This is a genomic window from Patiriisocius sp. 208BN25-11 (genome assembly GCF_058147145.1).
The window spans coordinates 246376-265416 of sequence record NZ_JBYVJY010000003.1 but is presented as its reverse complement, the minus strand read 5'-3'; the positions used below and the strand labels follow the sequence as shown (position 1 = coordinate 265416).

The following is a 19041-nucleotide window of genomic DNA, read 5'->3' as shown; positions in this document are numbered from 1 at the left end:
CTAATAATAACCTAATATGTACACATTTGAATACTTTTCTATTCATAGATTGAAAGTAATTAGCTCTAACATTACATTTGAGCTTTCACTAAAGCGTATAAATTAACACCAACATAGAATGAAAAAGTTTTATATTCTAGCATGTATATTGCTTCTAAATATTTCCTGGAGTCTAGCCCAAACACCTATGTTTGATGACACCTTTCTTCATGAAATTAGAATTACATCTCCAGACTCTAATTTATGGAACAACTTACAAAATGACTATGATTTGTTCTATCCAGATGTACCTTACACAAGTGTAACTGTAACCATGGATGGCACAGAACTTACCGAAGTTGGGGTACGACAAAAAGGGTTTTCTTCAAACTTTTTTCCAGACACCAATAAAAAACCATTAAAATTAAACTTTGGAAAATTTGTTGAAGATCAAGAATATGATGGTATACAAAGATTAAACCTTATGAATGGTTTTGGAGATCCAGCCATGATTAAAGATAAAATGGCCTATGACATGTTTAGAATGCATGGTATCCCTTCTCCTAGAATAGCACATGCAAAATTGTACATTAATGATGTGTATTGGGGTATTTACACTATGATTGAACAAATTGACAAGAAGTACCTTAAAAGAAACTTTGCTGATAATGATGGGAATCTTTGGAAAAACAAAGGGAATTCTGACTTAATTTGGATGGGCTCCAACCCAAATAGTTATACGTTCGAATTACAGACCAATGAAGAGGAAAATGATTGGTCAAAATTTATTGAATTTATTGATGTAATAAATAATTCAGGGAATGCGACATTTAAACAAGACATCGAAGCTGTTTTTGATGTAGATGAATATCTACGTATCCTCGCTATAGATATCTTAATTAACAATTGGGATTCTTACATACAACATGGGAGAAATTGGTATTTATACCATGAACCCAACACAAATAAAATGCATTGGCTTCCATGGGATTATAATTTTGCTTATGATAGATCTCCAGGAGGTGGAGGCGACATTCAATTGTTTAATAGTCCAGGAAAAGTATTAATTGATCGTATTTTAAATGTTCCAGAATTTAGAGAACAATACCAAACCTATATGTGTGAAATCTTAGCGGTTAATTTTGATGAGCTCCGCATGGATCCTTTACTAGACACCCAATTAAGCCTAATAGAAACAGATTGGAACATGGCAACCAACAATATTTACACTTTAAATACGGTTGAAAATTTCATTGACGGAAATATATGGAGTGGCCCTTTTACAGGCACAAACCAAGGCTTTAAGAAATTTATAGAGGATCGGAAAGTAGTGGTTCAAAATATGTTAGCAAATGCTGGTTTTACATGTGAAGCACTTGCAGCGCCCATAAGTCCTAAAGATGTTGTTATCAATGAATTCATGGCTACCAATGGCGAAGGAAGTCCCTGGCAGGACCAAGACAATGAGCATGATGATTGGGTAGAACTATATAACAACACAGATGCTCCTATTGATTTACACAACTATTTTTTAAGTGATTCAAGAAGCTTTCTCCACAAATGGGAACTCCCCGATGTAATTATTCCTGCAGATGGCTATCTCATTATTTGGGCAGACAAAGATCCACAACAGGATGGAATTCATGCAAAATTTGATTTGGATAAGGATGGAGATGAGTTATTTTTATCTTACATTGATCGAACCATTATTGACAGTGTTGAATGGGATGATGAACTTCCAGAAAATAGCAGTTTATCAAGAATACCTAACGGTACAGGAGATTTTGGATTTGCAGATGTAACTTTTAATGCTGAAAATGGAGGTGAACTAGGAATTGATGATAGCACTCAAAACTTTGGAATTGTAGTATATCCAAATCCAGCAAACGAGTTTATTCACATTGATTTCAATAAAGAAATCGCTTCTAACGTTAGTGTATATGATATGTTAGGCAGAACTGTTTTTACAAGCAAAAACCAAGAAAATGCATTGCAAATTGATGTTTCAAGATGGAATACAGGGATGTACACAATACATCTTACTGGAGCTCAATTTCAAAGCACTCAAAAAATTATAATTAACTAAACAACCCCTTATGTTTGATTTTTCAAACCTAAACAACAACCTAGAGGGAGCCTCTATTACCAATGTTATTATTATTGCCCTGGTGTCGTTTGTGCTCTCTTCTTTAATTGCACTCACCTACCAAAGAACATCTAGAGAGATAGAAAGTCCGAAGTACTTTATTCAAGCTCTTATTCTAATTTCTATTCCTGTAGCAACCGTAATGCAAGCTATTGGAGATAGTTTGGCACGTGGACTAGGTATGTTGGGTGCGCTTGCTATTATTCGTTTTAGAACGACCCTACGAAACCCAAGAAATATGGTGTTTATGTTTACCTCAATTGCAGTAGGTATTGCTGCTGGGGTATATGGTATTCCTATTGCACTTATTGGAACTTTGGCTTTTTGTGCCATTGTTTTTTTAATACATTTTTCACCCATTAGCAAAACCAATCATGTGGTGGGAAATCTACAATTTGAAATTCCAAACATCATTCTCGACACTGCAGATACGCGTCAAAAAATTGAAGAATTACTAACAGACAATTGTGTTAGATTCTCCTTGACAAAATATAGCGTGAATGGAAAAGGGAAAAATGAACGTGGCTCCAAAAACATTGTATTTGCATTTAAAATTAAAGTTGTTCATGAAGAAGGAGCTCAAGAAATTGTAAATCAATTATCAGAATTAGAAGGCGTGTACAACGTGAGAATTAACTTTAGAGACGACTATGAAAAAATTTAGTCTTATACATATGGCTGCCCTTCTAGTAGGGATCATTTTAGTGGTTTCTTTTTCACTTAAAATAAACAGCTCGGTGACCTTCTATGGTTTTGCCGAAAATAAGGAGACTCAAATTAATATGGAAAATCCTATTGAGGTTTCAAAAATCCATGTTACTACGGGGCAAAAAGTAAAAAAAGGAGACATTTTATTGGATGTGTTTTCTTCTATTTTACCTGTAAAAATCAACGATGCAACCTATAGCATTGAAGAGTTAAAAACAAGATATTCCCTCTGGAAATCTGACCTCGACGGTCGCATTACGGAAAGTTCTATTTTATTAAATGAAAAAACGAGCGAAATTCAAGCGCAAATTGACCAACAATATGCCTTGCTAGAAAAAAACAAAACACTCGCTAGTAATTTAAAAAGTATTGATCTTAACACCACTGAAAAAAGCGATATCAAAAACCCTATTGTTTTAAAAATAGACGCTCTTAAAGAAGAGCTACGCTATGCTAGAACAATGATTACTACACAAATAAACAATTTAAAAAGTGAGCGGTATGCAGAAAACAACCCAATGCTCTCTAGAATTAAAATACTAGAAAAGGAATTAGACTATTTCAATGTTAAGAAAGAAAAAGAAACCATAGTAGCTCCTACCGACGGGCTTATTGGAAACATCCATTGCAAAGAAGATGAAAAGATCGCTTCTTTCACTCCCTTAATCACTTTTTATGAAGAGAGTCCGACCCTAGTCATAGGGTACATTCATGAAGATTTACTCTTAAAAGTAAATCTTAAAGATAGTGTTACCGTATTTTCTACCTCAAGACCCGACATTCAGAACAAAGGAATTATAAAGACACTAGGATCTCGTATTGTTGAAATACCCCCACGTATTCGTAAAATTAAAGAGCTTAAAACCTATGGTAGAGAGGTGATTATTGAAATACCACCAGACAATCCTTTTCTTCAAAAAGAAAAAGTAACCCTTACCTTAAACCAATAATACAACCACCTATAGATGTATTTTTTACAACTGAAATATAAACTCCTGTTGGTTGCGTCCCTTGTATGGTATAGTGTGAGTCTTGCTCAAAATGAAATTACCACAACCCAAGTGCTTTTAGGTGCACAAGATATAGAACAAGTGCAGTTTGATTCTATTCAATTAGCCTTTTTAAAAAACTACAATCATAGCCTACCACTCATAAACAATGTTGAATTTAGATCTGAAACACGAGATCTACTATTAAGTAGACAAGAGTATGCTATTAGAATTAAACCGAATAGTTTACGATCGGTACTTGCAAAGAAAAAAGTATATGAATCTAAAATAAATGAAGTTGAAATTCAAGGTCGTATCCATTATAATGAGGAGCTAGAAGATCGGTATAATCTTTTGGTAGATTATCTTTTTAATGAACGATTAATTAGTGCCTATGAAGCTCGAAAAATTCAATTACAAGACAAGCTATCTATTTTAGAGCAAACCGTATATGAGGCTACTTTTGATGTAAAAGATGTGGTAGACACCGAAGAAGACCTCTTTACTACCAAAGTCCTTCTACAAAACCTTAAAGAAACACAAGAGTATCAAAATGCAGTATTGCAATTTATGGTGGGAGCCTCTTCAAATAGCATTGCTGTTACTACAAGTGACCTTATTAGCCCAGAACAAATTATCGCTGCTTCATTAGAGGGACAAAAGGGGTTCACTAATTTAGACATACAATTACGACAATCAAAACTTGAAACCATAGACAGTGAAATGAATTTGGATGTAGCAAAATCCAAAAAACTCATTGATTTTGTACAAGCAAAATATGGAGGTAAAAACAGTGTTTTTTTTGATGAAAACTTTTCTATTGGTTTTGGTATTAATCTTCCTTTCTTCGGAAATACTAGAGAAAAAAGAAGTGAGCATTACTTTAACAAGTTGCTTACCGAAAGTGAAATTTTAGCCTTACAAAAGGAACAAGAAAAAGACGAAAAATCGGCCTACGAAAATTTCCGAAGTGCTGCTTCAAAATACCAATTGTATAAAGAGCAATTAGCTAATAGCAGTGTTTCTTCTCTTTTAAATACTTACAAAAAGATGGAAGGTGTATCGCCGCTTATTTTATTGAAACTTAAAATTAGTGAGCATACTAAAGAAATAGACCTGTTAAAACTTGAACATGATTTATATGAAAAATACATACGATTATTAGTCGCTAAAAACATGTTGTTTCAAACTCCATTTACAAATTACCTAGTTACAAACTCTTTGTTGCCAGAGAAATAAAACATTGATTTCTCATATTATACTCATATCTATAGTGTTACCTATTCTATTGTAGTATCTTTAAGATGCTATTAATTGAACCATTAACTAAAAAATATTATGAAAAAACTACTATTACTATTAGGGTTGACCTTACTGTTTAACCCATTACTAGGGCAAGTTGTTATTAATGAATATTCTGCCTCTAACCTAGAAGGTTATTTAGACAATTATCAAAAGTATGAAGATTGGATAGAGCTACACAATACTGGAAATTCGGCTGTAGATCTAAGCGGCTACTTTTTAAGTGATGATGAAAACGATGCCAACAAATGGGAGATTCCTTCTGGAACAGTTATTTCTGCAAATGGGTATCTTAGATTTTGGTGCTCGGGAAGAGACGAGGCATCTGGATCAAGTTTTCATACCAATTTTAAACTCAAACAAACCAAAGAAAATAGTGAAACCATTGTGTTTTCAGATAGTGATGAGAACATTTTAGATAGTGTTCTCATGCAAAAAACACAATTAGAACATTCTAGAGGTAGGAGCCCTAATGGATCTGGAGATTGGAAAATATTTACCAATCCAACACTAGGAAGTGCAAATAACACTACTTCTTATGATAGGTATGCTGCGATTCCAGAAATGGATATTGTTGCTGGATTTTATGGGGGTCCTTTAAATGTCTCTATGACCACTACTGAACCTAATAGCACCATACACTATACCATCAATGGTAATTTACCCAATGCTGGTACAACGGCCTATACAGGACCTATTTCGGTGACTACAACAAAAATTGTAAGGGCTATTGTGGAATCAAACACGCCAGGAGTACTTCCTAGTTTTATGACCTTTAATACCTACTTTATAAATGAGAGTCACACCTTACCAGTACTTTCTGTTTCTGCAAATGATATGACAGACTTGTTAAATGGGAGTATCGCGCTTAGACCCGAAGGAACCATAGAATATTTTGATGCAGATGGCATTAGACGAGATGTTGGCTATGGAGAATACAACAAACACGGTCAAGATTCTTGGGCATGGGACCAACGAAGTTTCGATTATATTGCAAGAGATGAAATGGGCTATCATGATGCGCTTAACCAACGGTTGTTATCTTGGTCTGAAAGAGATAGCTATCAAAAAATAATTGTGAGAGCTTCAGGAGATGACAACTATCCTGGGATAGATTCTAGTGCGCACATGAGAGATATGTTTATTCATAGACTCGCCAATAAAAACGATTTAAATGTAGACATGCGTAAAGGAGAACGTTGTGTGGTGTACGCCAATGGTCAATATTGGGGGGTGTATTCTATTCGAGAAAAGGTTAGTGATGCAGATTATACCAATTTCTATTATGGGCAAGATAAATACAATGTACAGTATTTAATGAATTGGGGCTATACTTGGGCTCAATATGGAGGCCAACAAGCCTTTGATGACTGGAATGAGATACACAATTTTGCCGTAACTAATGATATGTCTAATCAAGCAAATTATGAACAAGTAGCCGCCGAAATAGATGTAACAAGTTTGGTAGATTATGTGTTAATTAACTCTTTTGCAGTTTGTACCGACTGGATTAACTGGAATACTTCATGGTGGCGTGGTTTAAACCCTAATGGAGAGCATACAAAATGGGGATATATCTTATGGGATGAAGATGCCACTTTTAACCATTATATAAATTACACCAACGTTCCTAATGAAGACGCAGATGCAGATCCTTGCTATCCAGAAGGCATAGATCTTGACCCAGAACAACATATTGTTTTGTTAAATAAGCTTCTCGATAACGAAGAATTTAGACAGTACTATATCACGCGCTACATGGATCTTAATAATACCGTATTTACAGCAGACGAAACCATTGGGACCCTCGAAGGGATCGAGAGCTCTATCGCTGGAGAAATGCCAAGACATATTGCCAGATGGGGAGGTAGTGTAAACGAATGGGAAGACAACGTTCAAAAAGTGAAAGATTTTATTTTAGATAGAATCGACTATTTACCTCAGGGCTTAAATGAATGTTATAACCTTACTGGACCTTATAACGTTACATTGGATGTACAACCAGAAGGTGCGGGTCAAATTAAATTTAATTCATTGGTTATTGACTATGGTGATTACGAGTGGAATGGAACCTATCACGGTGGCATTGACATGAACATTGAAGCCATTCAAACCAACCCAGACTATGTGTTTGATCATTGGGAACTACAAACGCATACCTTAGACGATCCAACAAGTGTGACCTCATCATTTGAACTTACTCAAACTGAAAGTTTAGTTGCCGTATTTGTTGAAAATACCGGAAACTTTGATATCGTGATTAATGAGATCAACTACAAAGACGCAGCAGACTTTGACGTAAAAGACTGGGTAGAAATTTATAATAATGAGGCTACTCCTGTAAATATTTCAGGATGGGTCTTTAAAGATAATGATGATCTTCACGAGTTTATCATCCCACCAGGAGTAGTAATGCAACCCGACTCTTATGTGGTGATTGTAGAAAATCAGGCAGCGTTTTCTGCACTTTTCCCAGATGTACCTATTGTATTTGGAGACATGGACTTTAGTTTAAGTGGTGGTGGAGAACTGATACGTCTCTTTGATGCGGGTGGAAACTTAGTAGACAGTCTTACTTATGATGATCAAGATCCATGGCCAGAAGCAGCAGACGGACTAGGGCCAACACTAGAGCTCATAGACCCAGATTTAGACAACGCCTTGCCAGAAAATTGGCAAGCATGTAACAATCCAGGTTTTGAACACGGTACCCCAGGTGCTATAAACAATCAAAATTGTACCTTAGGAACTGAAGACAATATACTTCTTGATGTAAGCATCTTCCCGAATCCAATGGACACGCAAACAACCATTGTAGTAAACAATGCAACAACTGGATTAGAAGTTGTGATGTATGATGTTTTAGGAAGAGTGGTACAAAGCAAAAAATCTGAATCCAACACGCTCACCTTAGAAAGAAGCGGCTTAAATGCAGGAGTGTATTTATTAAAAATTATGACTGAAGGTGGAGCTACAGATGGTACAAAAAAATTAATTGTAGAATAAATCAATTTCTATGTATACTAAAAATGCCCAACAGAAATGCTGGGCATTTTTTTATGCTTATTTCAACTTTTATAACAGAGTTTATTTCCATTTTCTATTGGAAAACACCCAATGGCATAGAATGGGTTTTGTTAAGCTGCCTCGGAATCTTTGGGTACTTTGGTCAAGTATACATGACCAAAGGGTTTCGAACTGGATAAGTGAATGTTGTAGCACCTTTAAAATATTTAGAAGTTATTTTCACCATGATTCTTGGAATAATTTGGTTGAATGAAACCTACACCCTATGGAGTATCTTAGGCATTTTTTTCATTCTGTTGGGGTTAACGTTAAATTCGGTTTTAAAAAATAAGGGTAAGAAAATGTAATTGTTATAACTGTAAGTATAGATCATTATTAATTAAATACTTACATTATGAAAAAAACAGTATCTCTTTTAATCTTAGCGCTAATAACACAATTAGGCTTAGCACAACTTCAAACGCCTCACCCATGGACAGGCAATAATACGGCTTCCCCTACTTCAAGATCTGGTAGAGTAATGATTAGCTCATCTTTAGCAAATGGATCTACTTTTTCAAATACTACAGACAGAAACATACAATGTAACGTATTGCGTTTAGGAAAAACATTATCAATGTCAGGAAGCCTTTTTAATTTTCTAGATTTCCCCCAATCTAATTTAAATCCACAAGCGCAATCTTTTTTTGGTATTGAAGATAGAAATTACAAAAGTAGATTTCGCTACTATGCAAATACAGGAGGAGCTAGTGAACAAATATATTATGATAGAAACCAAACAGCGGTTTACAGACTTCAGGAGGACGCCGTACAAGGAGTGCACATGTCACTACCCAAGGAAAACTCAACGGTAACCATAGGGACTTCTTCATTTGAAGATGGGTTAGACTTATACAGCCTATCTGTGAATGGAAAAGTAAGGGCAGAAAGTGTAAAGGTATATACAGATTGGGCAGATTTTGTTTTTGAAGACAACTATAAACTACCCACACTTAAAGAAGTACAAGAACATATTTCAACTTATGGTCATTTAAAAGATATCCCGAGTGCCAAAGAAGTAGAAAAAAATGGCATCGATGTTGGAGAAATGAACAAACTATTACTTCAAAAGGTAGAAGAGTTAACATTATACCTTATCGAAAAGGATGAACAAATAAATGAGCTAACTTCAAAAGTGAATAAAATTATAGACGCAAAAAAATAACAAGATGAAAAAGAAATTATATTTAATATGCTCCTTTTTCATAAGTTTCACCGCGTTGCTGCAAGCACAAACTCATATGTACTATGCAAAAGCAATAAATAGTGAACTTTCTATAAAAGTAGAGAAGCAAAAAGACGGTTCGATTGCCTATAGTGGTGATGACCTAATGTTACAAGACCTTTTTAACCTTCATCAAATAACCGTATTTGAGAAACCATTTGAATACAAAAGAGACGGACATTTTGATGCAGTATATTATATAGAGTCTCGTAGCCCAGATATCGTTAAGAATATTTCAGATAGATCAAAGAACATGTTTGAATATATTGAATACATTGGAAATAATGATGATATGCTGGCCTATACACCTAATGATTATGGTATTACAGGGGGAAGTAACAGTGGTTATCCTGCAGATCTTACCTATCTTGACTTCATTGGTTTACCAGATGCATTTAATTACACAACAGGAAGCCCTGGCGTAAAAATTGGAATCTCTGATGCAAATTTACAAGTAACCGACCAAGAGTTTGTAAATAAAACATTGGTATTACCTTCTGAAACAACTAATGTTGCAAATGGCCACGGAAATTCTGTAGCCGCAATAGCGGCAGCTCAAGGAGACAATGCTTATGGAACTACAGGGGTATGTTATAATTGTGACATCATAAAATCAAGATATAATTACAATGCAATTATGTATCTTCATGATGCTGGAGCAAAAATTATAAACTGTAGTTGGGGTAGCACGTATGAAAGTCAAATGGGCAATGATATTATACAACATGTTACAAACAATGGTAGTATTGTAGTAGCTGCTTCACATAATGATGCTTGGTCATCGTATCCCGGCACTAGATTTAGATATCCTGCCTCATTTGACAATGTTATTTCTGTTGGTGCTGTGGGGAGTAGATATGAACTACTAGACGGAGTTTTTACCCACCCCGTAGATGGAAGCACTAGAGCACAAAATGTAAAGAATAGACTTAGTGCTCAAATTAGAATTTTTGGAGACCCTAATGACCCAAACACGCCAAGATCTTCTATTCCTCAACATACAGCAACTCTAAACAGTGCCGTTGATATTGTGGCGCCAGGAGGAAGAATTTTTGGATATGGACGGTACTTATTAAATCCAAATGCGCCTGAAGGAAGTTATTATACAGGATATAATTATACCGATGAGTATCAAGTAAGTTTTCATACTTCACCAGCTACACCTCAGGTATCTGGAGTATTAGGATTAATGTTAACCGTAAATGATGGCTTAGATTTGATTGAAGCAGAATCTATTTTAAAAGCGACATCAACCAATATTGACGACATTCCAGAAAATCAAGTATTTGAAGGAAATTATGGTTCAGGAAGTTTACATGCAGGAAGGGCTGTAAAACTAGCATCCGATCTTAAAAACCCAAATGCAGATGCAGCCATTGGAAATCAGCGTTTTTCTCGATGGGATTTTGTTTTTAATGCCCTTTCAAAAAATGTACTCGTTAGAAATCAAGAATTCTCTGAAGATGCAACATTAGAAATAACTGCTAAAAATGCAATTCTTTTATTTGGAGAGACACTTCTAGAACCAAATAGCAATGGGTATGCAATTTTACAAATAGATCCAGATTTGGTATTAGCACCAGCAATGCCGTTGAGTACAATAAATGTAGCAGCAACCATGAAAGAAGATAGTGCAGAAGAAGCCTATGAAGTTTACCCAACATGGACAGACAATGTAGTACATATTGAAGGCAGAGAAGCGTCTATAAGCGCTGTTCAAAAAATTGAAGTCTATGATTTTTATTATAATCAAATAAATGCTCCTATTACTATTTCTGATGACAAAATAACTATTGACGTTACCCGTTTAAAGCCCGGTTTGTATATTATTCGCGCCACAAATGGAGAAGAAGTCATTTTGACTGAAAAGTTTGTGAAAAAATAAGTTTCCTCATTATAGAAAGTTTAAAACCCACTCAAATTGAGTGGGTTTTCAATTTCACACCCATCTCAGTAACCAACTTGAAAAAATCCCTCTTAAGGGAATATTAAAAGTCAAACAAATACATAAAATAATCAATACCTTAGCCGACAAAACGAACTATAAAGAAGTAAGCGCCAAACAATGAAATCAATAGTTAAAAACTCCGTCTACTTAGTACTACTCATTTTATCGTGCAGCGCTGCAATCGCACAAGAAGATATCCTGATACAAGGGAAATTAATTGAGCAAGAAACGTCTCAAGCCGTTCCTTATGCAACCATTGTTATTAAGGAAAAAAGCACGAACGAAAACATAACAGGTGTTATAACCGATGAAGATGGGAATTTTACCATTACTACAACAAATCTAAATTTTTATGTAGAAATAAGCTTTATGGGTTTCGAAACGAAAACGATAACCGAATTTAAAGAAACCGACGGAAACGTAAATTTAGGAACCATAAAAATCAAGCCAGACAGTCAAGCACTTGAAGAAGTTGTAATAACTGGCGAAGTTTCTAAAACCGTTTTTAAACTCGATAAGCGTGTTTTTAATGTTGGGAAAGATATAAGCAGTACAGGTGCGAGTGCTTTAGAAGTGCTCAATAATGTGCCCTCTGTAAACGTTAGTATTGAAGGTGATATAAGTCTTCGTGGAAGTTCTGGAGTACAAATTCTAATCAACGGAAAACCTTCTGTGCTTGCAGACCAATCCAGTAACGCTTTAGGGACAATTACGGCAGATATGATTGAAAGTATTGAGATTATTACAAATCCTTCGGCTAAATATGAGGCTTCGGGAACTGCTGGAATATTGAATATTATTCTGAAAAAAGAAGAAAAAAGAGGCTGGAATGGTTCTGTTTCCGTAAACACTGGAATTCCTGATAATCATAGTTTAGGTTTGAGTTTAAACCGAAGAACAGAAAATTTTAATCTATTTGCGCAATTAGGTGCTGGGTATCGTTCGCTTCCGCGAGAATCGGAAGCCATAAATCGAAATTTAACCAATAATGAAGTAGTCTTTAGCAATGGGGAAGCGTTTAGAAATGAAGCATTTTTTAATCTAACATTGGGAACAGATTATCACATTAACGACTTGAACGTGCTTACCCTATCAGGAAATTTTGCTTATGAAATTGAAGACCAACCTTCTATGTTTAATTTTCAGTTTTTCGATGAAGACAACAACTTGATCTCAAGCTGGCTACGAGAAGAAACTACAGAAGCAACCAACCCAAAATATCAATACGAACTAAATTATAAAAAACAGTTTAAAAATAACGAAGAGCACACCTTACAATTGAGTGCATTGGGAAGTTTCTTTGGTAAAGAACAAGAATCGCAGTTTACCAATACCACCATTTCGGGTACAGACATTAATAGCGATCAACAAACAGAAACCAATTTTCAACAGGCAGATTACACTTTCAAAGCAGATTATGTAAATCCTTTAAGCGAGGTTTACACCATCGAAACGGGCGCACAATATGTTATTAACGATGTTGGTAACGATTTTGAGGTACGTGATTTAATCGATGGAACCTATGTTGTAAATGAAGATCTGACCAATAATTTTGAATGGAATCAAAAGGTATTAGGGGTCTACGCTACTGCGGCTTACGAAAAAGAAAAATGGGGTGTAAAAGCTGGGTTTCGATTAGAACAAACGAATGTGAATACCTTATTGACCAATACTAACGAAAGCAATGAGCTTGATTATACAAACTTTTTCCCAACGTTTCACACTTCTTATAAAATTTCGGAGGATGTTTCGCTTCAAGCAGGATATTCAAAACGAATTTTTAGACCCCGTTTATGGGATTTAAACCCATTTTTTAACATTAGAAACAACTTTAATATTCGGGTAGGAAATCCAGATTTGCAAGCAGAATTTACAGATTCCTATGAATTGACTAGCATTTATAAGATAGGGAAAGCCTCCTTAAGTTCAAGTTTGTATCATAGATATACAACAGATGTGGTAGAGCGAGTATCCACTTTTGAAGACAATGTAACCTTTTCTATACCAGAAAATATTGGTACAAATGCATCCATAGGTTTTGAAACCAACGCAAAATACAGTCCTATGAAATGGCTTACATTCACGGGTGATTTTAACTTCAATTATTTTGACAGAAAAGGAACATTTGAAGCTCAAGTGTTTGATTTTACAGGCAATCAATGGTCTTCAAGAGTAGGCTCAAAAATAGGATTACCCGCAGACATTGATGTAGAACTTACGGGAAATTATCGTTCAGGATTTAAAACCGTGCAAGGTGAACAAACAGGATTTGCCTTTATGGACTTAGGTCTTCGAAAAAAAATTTTTAAGGGAAAAGCGATTGTAAATTTAGGTGTGCGAGATCTGTTTGCATCAAGAATTCAAGAGCGTTTTGTAAACCAACCCACTTTTGAAACCTACAGTTTTGGGCAGCGAGGTCGATTTTTCACTTTTGGAATTAGCTATGGATTTGGTAAAGGCGAAGCGATGACCTATTCTGGTGGAAGAAGACGATAGGTTTTAAAAGATAAAAAAAGCTCTTACATTGTTGTGAAGGCTTCTTTCGCTCCTCTTTCCCCACGAAAAAGTCGGCACAGGCTTTGGGCTATAAAGCCAATATTATACAAACAAAAAACCCGATCTATAAATAGATCGGGCTTCTTTCGCTCCTCTTCTTGGGCTCGAACCAAGGACCCTCTGATTAACAGTCAGATGCTCTAACCAACTGAGCTAAAGAGGAATTTCATATAGAAAATTAAAGACTATTGCCTTTAGCGGATGCAAATATATATTATTTTTTATCTGTAACAAATACTTTTTTTATTTTTTTTAGCCTCCGAAGAAGTATCTATAGATATCATTTCCGTTGGCAAAGAGCACCAAAGCAATCAATAAAAAGAATCCTGTTATTTGTGCATACTCCATAAACTTATCGTTTGGCTTACGTCCACTTACCATTTCGTACAACAAGAACATCACGTGACCCCCGTCTAATGCTGGGATGGGTAAAATGTTCATAAAGGCCAAAATAATAGAGATAAGCGCCGTTGTTTGCCAAAAGCTGGTCCAGTCCCAAGTATCTGGAAACAATCCGCCAATGGCACCAAAACCTCCTACTTGCGAAGCTCCTTTTTTAGTAAACACATATTTAAATTGTGTTACATAATCTTTTAAAACATCAATCCCGTAGCCTATCCCTCCTGTAATGCTTTCTCCAAGTGTGTACTCTTTACGTATGGATGTACTTGCGGGTCTTAACCCAATTTGCCCATTTTCATTAGGTGTTGCTTTTAAGGTAATTTCGACGCCAGCACGGTTTATTACAAAGGTGTTTTCTATACTGTCGTTTTCTTTAACGATATTTTGAAATTCATGCCAGTACGTGATAGGAGTTCCATTTACAGCAACAATTTCATCTTCTAATTGAAACCCAGCTGCAGCGGCTGGATAGGTCTCATCACCAATAACTGCAATAATTGGGTCAACGCGTTCTGTAAATGGTTTTAATACATCATTGTCGAACATAATTGTTCCAATATTTTCTGGAATAGCAATGGTTTGTTTTTGACCACTCGTGTGCAATACCTCAACACTGTTCACATCTCTTAAAAACAAGTATTTGTTAATGTCGCTTACATCTTCAAAAGGTTCGCCATTAACAGAAAGTATTTTATCTCCATCCTCGAAACCATAGGCTTTAAAAGAAGCATCTACCGCAAACCCCTCTGGCAATTGCTCGTTAGTTGTAATGTCTTGTCCGTAGAAATTTAAAATTCCCATGTAGATTACAAAACCTACAATAATGTTTACCGTAACACCACCCAGCATAATAATCAAACGTTGCCAAGCTGGCTTAGAACGAAACTCCCACGGTTGTGGTGGTAACGCCATTTGCTCCTTATCCATACTCTCATCAATCATTCCTGATATTTTTACATAACCACCTAAAGGCAACCATCCAATACCATACACGGTCTCCCCTATCTTTTTACTGAAAAGTGCAAACTTCACATCAAAAAACAAGAAGAATTTCTCTACACGTGTTTTAAAGATTTTGGCAGGGATATAATGTCCTAATTCATGTAGGACGATCAAGAATGATAAACTTAATAATAATTGTATTGCTTTAACGGCAAATGGACTCATAGCGTACTAAAATAGGTTATTAATTGCCAGTTTTCACTTAAAAACTAGACTCAAAAGGCATCATCTGTCAAACTCCACAAAGCCTTTCTATAGCGCACAAAAGTAACCTATTCTACACTGCTAAAAAAATGTAGTAGCAAGAAGTGTTTTTCTTTGCTCCTTTATTAGATAACGATTCTTAATTCAATAAGAAAAGTTTAACATTTCAGTAGGTATTTCAGCGCAAATATGAGCCCTTGAAAACACATTAGTTTCACTTTTAGGTCGTATTTTTGTACTCTCTTTTAGTTTAGCCTCATGCTTCAGTTTTTTTCTAAATACAAATTGCTCGCACTCGTTCTTGGGGTGCTCTCGATCTTTATCATTTCGGCCATTTATAGTGTACTAAAACCCGTTGAAGTACTCCCTATTTATCAACCTTCAAAAGTGAGTGCCGAACTTGTAGATCCTACCATTCAGCACCAAAAAAAATACCATACCGTAGGAGATTTCAGCTTGACCAATCAAAATGGAGCTACCATTACGCAAGAAAACTACAAAGACAAAATTTATGTAGCCGATTTCTTCTTTACTACCTGCCAAACTATTTGTCCTATCATGACAGACAATATGGTTCGCTTGCAAAAAGAATTGCGCAGTAACAAAGATGTACTGCTACTATCGCATACTGTCATGCCCGAAATTGATACGGTGGCGCAGCTTAAAAAATATGCCACAAGAAATGGGGTAGATAGTAGTAAATGGAACTTAGTGACAGGTTCTAAAGAAACTATTTATGAACTCGCCAGAAAACAATACTTAACCGCCAAAGAAAATCCAGAAGATCCACTAGGTCTTGTGCACACTGAAAATTTTGTGCTTGTTGACCAACAAAAAAGAATCCGCGGGTTTTACGATGGTACCATTGCAGAAGACATGGACAGAGTGTTGCACGACATTGCAGTGCTCCAAAACGAAGGAAAGAAATCGCTTTTCTTCGGACTCATTAATTATTAATTACTTCGTAAATTTTAGAGGGTGGCATCACATTAAAACAATCCCCATCCGTTAAAATTTCAGAATACACCTCACAAAGCTTTGTGAGACCATCACAAATGCTTTATTTTTGCTTGTTTAAAATCAATCTAAATAAAAATGATGACCATTGCTTCATTAAAACAAGGACAACGCGGCATTATCAAGGAGTTTTCTGTAGATATTGTTCCGCTAAAGTTATTAGAAATGGGCTGCCTTCCAGGTAATGAAGTAGCGTTGGTACAAACAGCACCCTTTCAAGACCCTTTGTATCTCGATGTAAATGGGAGTCATTTGGCCATACGTAAAGAAACTGCGGCACAGATTGAAATTGAGATTATAGGATAAAAAACAAAAGCATACGTAAAAAAACAAGTGTTGCTTTTTGTTTTTCGACGTGAGATACTCGCCAAGGCGAACAGTAACTATGGCAAAACAGTTTAACGTTGCATTAATTGGAAATCCAAATACTGGGAAAACCTCTGTATTTAATAGACTTACGGGTTTAAACCAGCAGGTTGGAAACTACCCTGGTATCACCGTTGAAAAAAAGCAAGGAATTTGTAAACTAGCCCGAGGTGTAAAAGCACATGTACTAGACCTTCCTGGAACCTATAGTTTAAATGCCTCTTCCTTAGATGAGAATGTCGTTATCGAACTCTTACTCAATAAAAACGATAAAGATTTTCCAGATGTAGCTGTTGTGGTGACCGATGTAGAAAACCTGAAGAGAAACCTCTTATTGTTTACACAAATTAAAGATTTAGGTATTCCCACCATCTTGGCCATTAACATGGCAGATCGTATGCAACGCAAGGCCATTAGTCTTGACATCGAGCAATTAGAAGCACGTCTTGAAACCAAAATTGCGCTTATAAGCTCTAGAAAAAATCAAGGTTTTGATACCCTAAAAGAACTCATTACTAAGTACAAAACCCTATCTATTAAACCGTGTTTGGATTCCTCTGTGATTGCACCCGAGTATTTTGATAGACTGCGTAAAACGTTTCCGAAGCAAGATTTATACAAACTTTGGTTAGTAATTACCCAAGATGTAAACTTTGGTAAATTAGATAGAAACGAAATGAAAGGGGTGGCTAGCTTTAAAACCGAAAGCATTAGCAATCTAAAACGCTTGCAACAAAAAGAGACCATTAAGCGCTATCAGTTTATCAATGATGTCCTTAAAGAAACGTTGGTGGTTGATAAGGCAAATGCCAAAGACCTGCGCAGCAGATTCGATCGCGTTTTAATGCATAAATTTTGGGGCTATGTTATTTTCTTAGCCATCTTACTCCTTATTTTTCAAGCCATTTTTGATTGGAGTAGCTATCCAATGGACTTCATTGATAGCACCTTTGCATCCTTAAGTGAATGGACCAAAAATGCACTTCCAGCAGGAGATTTTACCAACCTCATTGCCGAGGGGATTATCCCTGGACTTGGTGGTATCGTTATTTTTATACCACAAATTGCTTTCTTATTTTTCTTTATTTCGATCTTGGAAGAAAGTGGGTATATGAGTCGGGTGGTCTTTTTAATGGATCGTGTCATGCGTCGTTTTGGACTTAGTGGAAAAAGTGTGGTGCCGCTTATTGCAGGTACGGCTTGTGCCATTCCGGCTATTATGGCAACCCGTAACATAGAAAACTGGAAAGAACGTCTTATTACCATTTTGGTCACGCCTTTTACGACCTGTTCGGCTAGACTTCCTGTGTATCTTATTATTATTGCTTTAGTCATCCCAGAGCAACGTGTCTTGGGTATTTTTAGCTTACAAGCACTTACACTCATGTTTATGTATTTGTTAGGTTTTGCAGCCGCCATTCTTTCGGCTTGGATGCTAGACAAAATTTTAAAAATACGTAGCAGAACCTTTTTTGTGGTAGAAATGCCCAACTACAAACTCCCTTTGTTTAAAAACGTAGGGATTACTGTTATTGAGAAGACAAAAGCTTTTGTATTAGGAGCAGGTAAAATTATTTTAGCCATATCTATCATCCTTTGGGTGTTAGCTTCGTATGGTCCTGGCGACTTTAATAATGCAACCGCCATTGTGCAGCAAGAAACTGCGGGTACGAATATTTCCGAAGAAGAACTAGAAACCAAAATAGCTTCGTTTAAATTAGAGCATAGTTATATTGGTCATACCGGAAAATTTATTGAGCCTGCGGTGAAACCACTAGGATACGATTGGAAAATTGGAATCGCGCTCATTAGTTCTTTTGCAGCGCGTGAAGTGTTTGTAGGGACCTTAGCAACCATTTACAGTGTGGGGAATGATGATGAGGAAACTATTAAAAACAGAATGGCGGCAGAAACCAATGTAAAAACAGGAAAGCCGCTTTTTAATTTTGCAAGTGGTGTATCTTTATTACTCTTTTACGCATTTGCAATGCAATGTATGAGTACGCTTGCTATTGTAAAACGAGAAACCAATAGCTGGAAATGGCCTATGTGGCAGTTAGTAATTATGACTGCAATTGCTTATATTACAGCGTTGGGAGCCTACCAATGGTTTAAATAAGAAACGAAAAAC

The 19041-nt window shown here is 36.0% G+C and carries 13 protein-coding genes and 1 tRNA gene; 12 read left to right on the top strand and 2 right to left on the bottom strand.

Annotation, left to right across the window (positions count from 1 at the left end; translation table 11 throughout):
- Positions 1-118 precede the first annotated feature (118 nt).
- The 9 genes from ACY2RS_RS06110 (at position 119) to ACY2RS_RS06070 (ending at position 13859) form a co-directional block, all read left to right on the top strand.
- The gene (locus ACY2RS_RS06110) at positions 119-2065 is read left to right on the top strand and encodes a CotH kinase family protein (protein ID WP_490097738.1); all 1947 of its coding nucleotides are present in this window, start codon (positions 119-121) and stop codon (positions 2063-2065) included.
- A 10-nt stretch (positions 2066-2075) separates the two neighbouring features.
- Entirely contained in the window at positions 2076-2789 is a 714-nt protein-coding gene (locus ACY2RS_RS06105; protein ID WP_490097737.1) for a DUF4956 domain-containing protein, read from the top strand.
- A gap of 10 nt (positions 2790-2799) precedes the next feature.
- Complete coding sequence (locus ACY2RS_RS06100; RefSeq protein ID WP_490097736.1) at positions 2800-3783, top strand: HlyD family secretion protein; 984 nt, start codon at positions 2800-2802, stop codon at positions 3781-3783.
- Between the two features lie 15 nt (positions 3784-3798).
- Positions 3799-5061 (top strand): TolC family protein, encoded by a 1263-nt coding sequence (locus ACY2RS_RS06095; protein WP_490097735.1) that lies wholly within the window; start codon positions 3799-3801, stop codon positions 5059-5061.
- A gap of 99 nt (positions 5062-5160) precedes the next feature.
- Positions 5161-8130, top strand: a complete 2970-nt coding sequence (locus tag ACY2RS_RS06090; protein WP_490097734.1) for a lamin tail domain-containing protein — start codon at positions 5161-5163, stop codon at positions 8128-8130.
- A 200-nt stretch (positions 8131-8330) separates the two neighbouring features.
- Entirely contained in the window at positions 8331-8498 is a 168-nt protein-coding gene (locus ACY2RS_RS06085; protein ID WP_490097733.1) for an EamA family transporter, read from the top strand.
- A gap of 47 nt (positions 8499-8545) precedes the next feature.
- A complete protein-coding gene (locus ACY2RS_RS06080) occupies positions 8546-9355 on the top strand; it encodes a hypothetical protein (protein WP_490097732.1) in 810 nt (269 codons plus the stop codon).
- Between the two features lie 4 nt (positions 9356-9359).
- Entirely contained in the window at positions 9360-11300 is a 1941-nt protein-coding gene (locus ACY2RS_RS06075) for a S8 family serine peptidase (RefSeq protein WP_490097731.1), read from the top strand.
- A gap of 180 nt (positions 11301-11480) precedes the next feature.
- Positions 11481-13859: a TonB-dependent receptor gene (locus ACY2RS_RS06070; RefSeq protein ID WP_490097730.1), complete on the top strand. Its 2379-nt coding sequence runs from the start codon at positions 11481-11483 to the stop codon at positions 13857-13859.
- A 149-nt stretch (positions 13860-14008) separates the two neighbouring features.
- Here the strand turns inward: ACY2RS_RS06070 and ACY2RS_RS06065 are convergent.
- Together ACY2RS_RS06065 and rseP are read right to left on the bottom strand one after the other, a co-directional pair.
- Positions 14009-14082 (bottom strand) — tRNA-Asn (locus ACY2RS_RS06065).
- Between the two features lie 89 nt (positions 14083-14171).
- Complete coding sequence (gene rseP, locus ACY2RS_RS06060) at positions 14172-15488, bottom strand: RIP metalloprotease RseP (RefSeq protein WP_490097729.1); 1317 nt, start codon at positions 15486-15488, stop codon at positions 14172-14174.
- A 297-nt stretch (positions 15489-15785) separates the two neighbouring features.
- Between rseP and ACY2RS_RS06055 the strand changes: the two genes are divergently transcribed.
- The 3 genes from ACY2RS_RS06055 to feoB all read left to right on the top strand — a co-directional run bounded on the left by ACY2RS_RS06055 (position 15786) and on the right by feoB (position 19029).
- A complete protein-coding gene (locus ACY2RS_RS06055) occupies positions 15786-16484 on the top strand; it encodes an SCO family protein (protein WP_490097728.1) in 699 nt (232 codons plus the stop codon).
- A 138-nt stretch (positions 16485-16622) separates the two neighbouring features.
- The gene (locus ACY2RS_RS06050) at positions 16623-16850 is read left to right on the top strand and encodes a FeoA family protein (RefSeq protein ID WP_490097727.1); all 228 of its coding nucleotides are present in this window, start codon (positions 16623-16625) and stop codon (positions 16848-16850) included.
- Positions 16851-16929: 79 nt separating this feature from the next.
- The gene (feoB, locus tag ACY2RS_RS06045) at positions 16930-19029 is read left to right on the top strand and encodes a ferrous iron transport protein B (RefSeq protein WP_490097726.1); all 2100 of its coding nucleotides are present in this window, start codon (positions 16930-16932) and stop codon (positions 19027-19029) included.
- Positions 19030-19041: the final 12 nt, after the last annotated feature.

Bases quoted from the DNA above. Each gene is read 5' to 3' on its own strand.
- ACY2RS_RS06110 (WP_490097738.1), top strand. From the start codon at position 119: ATGAAAAAGTTTTATATTCTAGCATGTATATTGCTTCTAAATATTTCC.
- ACY2RS_RS06105 (WP_490097737.1), top strand. From the start codon at position 2,076: ATGTTTGATTTTTCAAACCTAAACAACAACCTAGAGGGAGCCTCTATT.
- ACY2RS_RS06100 (WP_490097736.1), top strand. From the start codon at position 2,800: ATGGCTGCCCTTCTAGTAGGGATCATTTTAGTGGTTTCTTTTTCACTT.
- ACY2RS_RS06095 (WP_490097735.1), top strand. From the start codon at position 3,799: ATGTATTTTTTACAACTGAAATATAAACTCCTGTTGGTTGCGTCCCTT.
- ACY2RS_RS06090 (WP_490097734.1), top strand. From the start codon at position 5,161: ATGAAAAAACTACTATTACTATTAGGGTTGACCTTACTGTTTAACCCA.
- ACY2RS_RS06080 (WP_490097732.1), top strand. From the start codon at position 8,546: ATGAAAAAAACAGTATCTCTTTTAATCTTAGCGCTAATAACACAATTA.
- ACY2RS_RS06075 (WP_490097731.1), top strand. From the start codon at position 9,360: ATGAAAAAGAAATTATATTTAATATGCTCCTTTTTCATAAGTTTCACC.
- ACY2RS_RS06070 (WP_490097730.1), top strand. From the start codon at position 11,481: ATGAAATCAATAGTTAAAAACTCCGTCTACTTAGTACTACTCATTTTA.
- rseP (WP_490097729.1), bottom strand. From the start codon at position 15,488: ATGAGTCCATTTGCCGTTAAAGCAATACAATTATTATTAAGTTTATCA.
- ACY2RS_RS06055 (WP_490097728.1), top strand. From the start codon at position 15,786: ATGCTTCAGTTTTTTTCTAAATACAAATTGCTCGCACTCGTTCTTGGG.
- ACY2RS_RS06050 (WP_490097727.1), top strand. From the start codon at position 16,623: ATGATGACCATTGCTTCATTAAAACAAGGACAACGCGGCATTATCAAG.
- feoB (WP_490097726.1), top strand. From the start codon at position 16,930: ATGGCAAAACAGTTTAACGTTGCATTAATTGGAAATCCAAATACTGGG.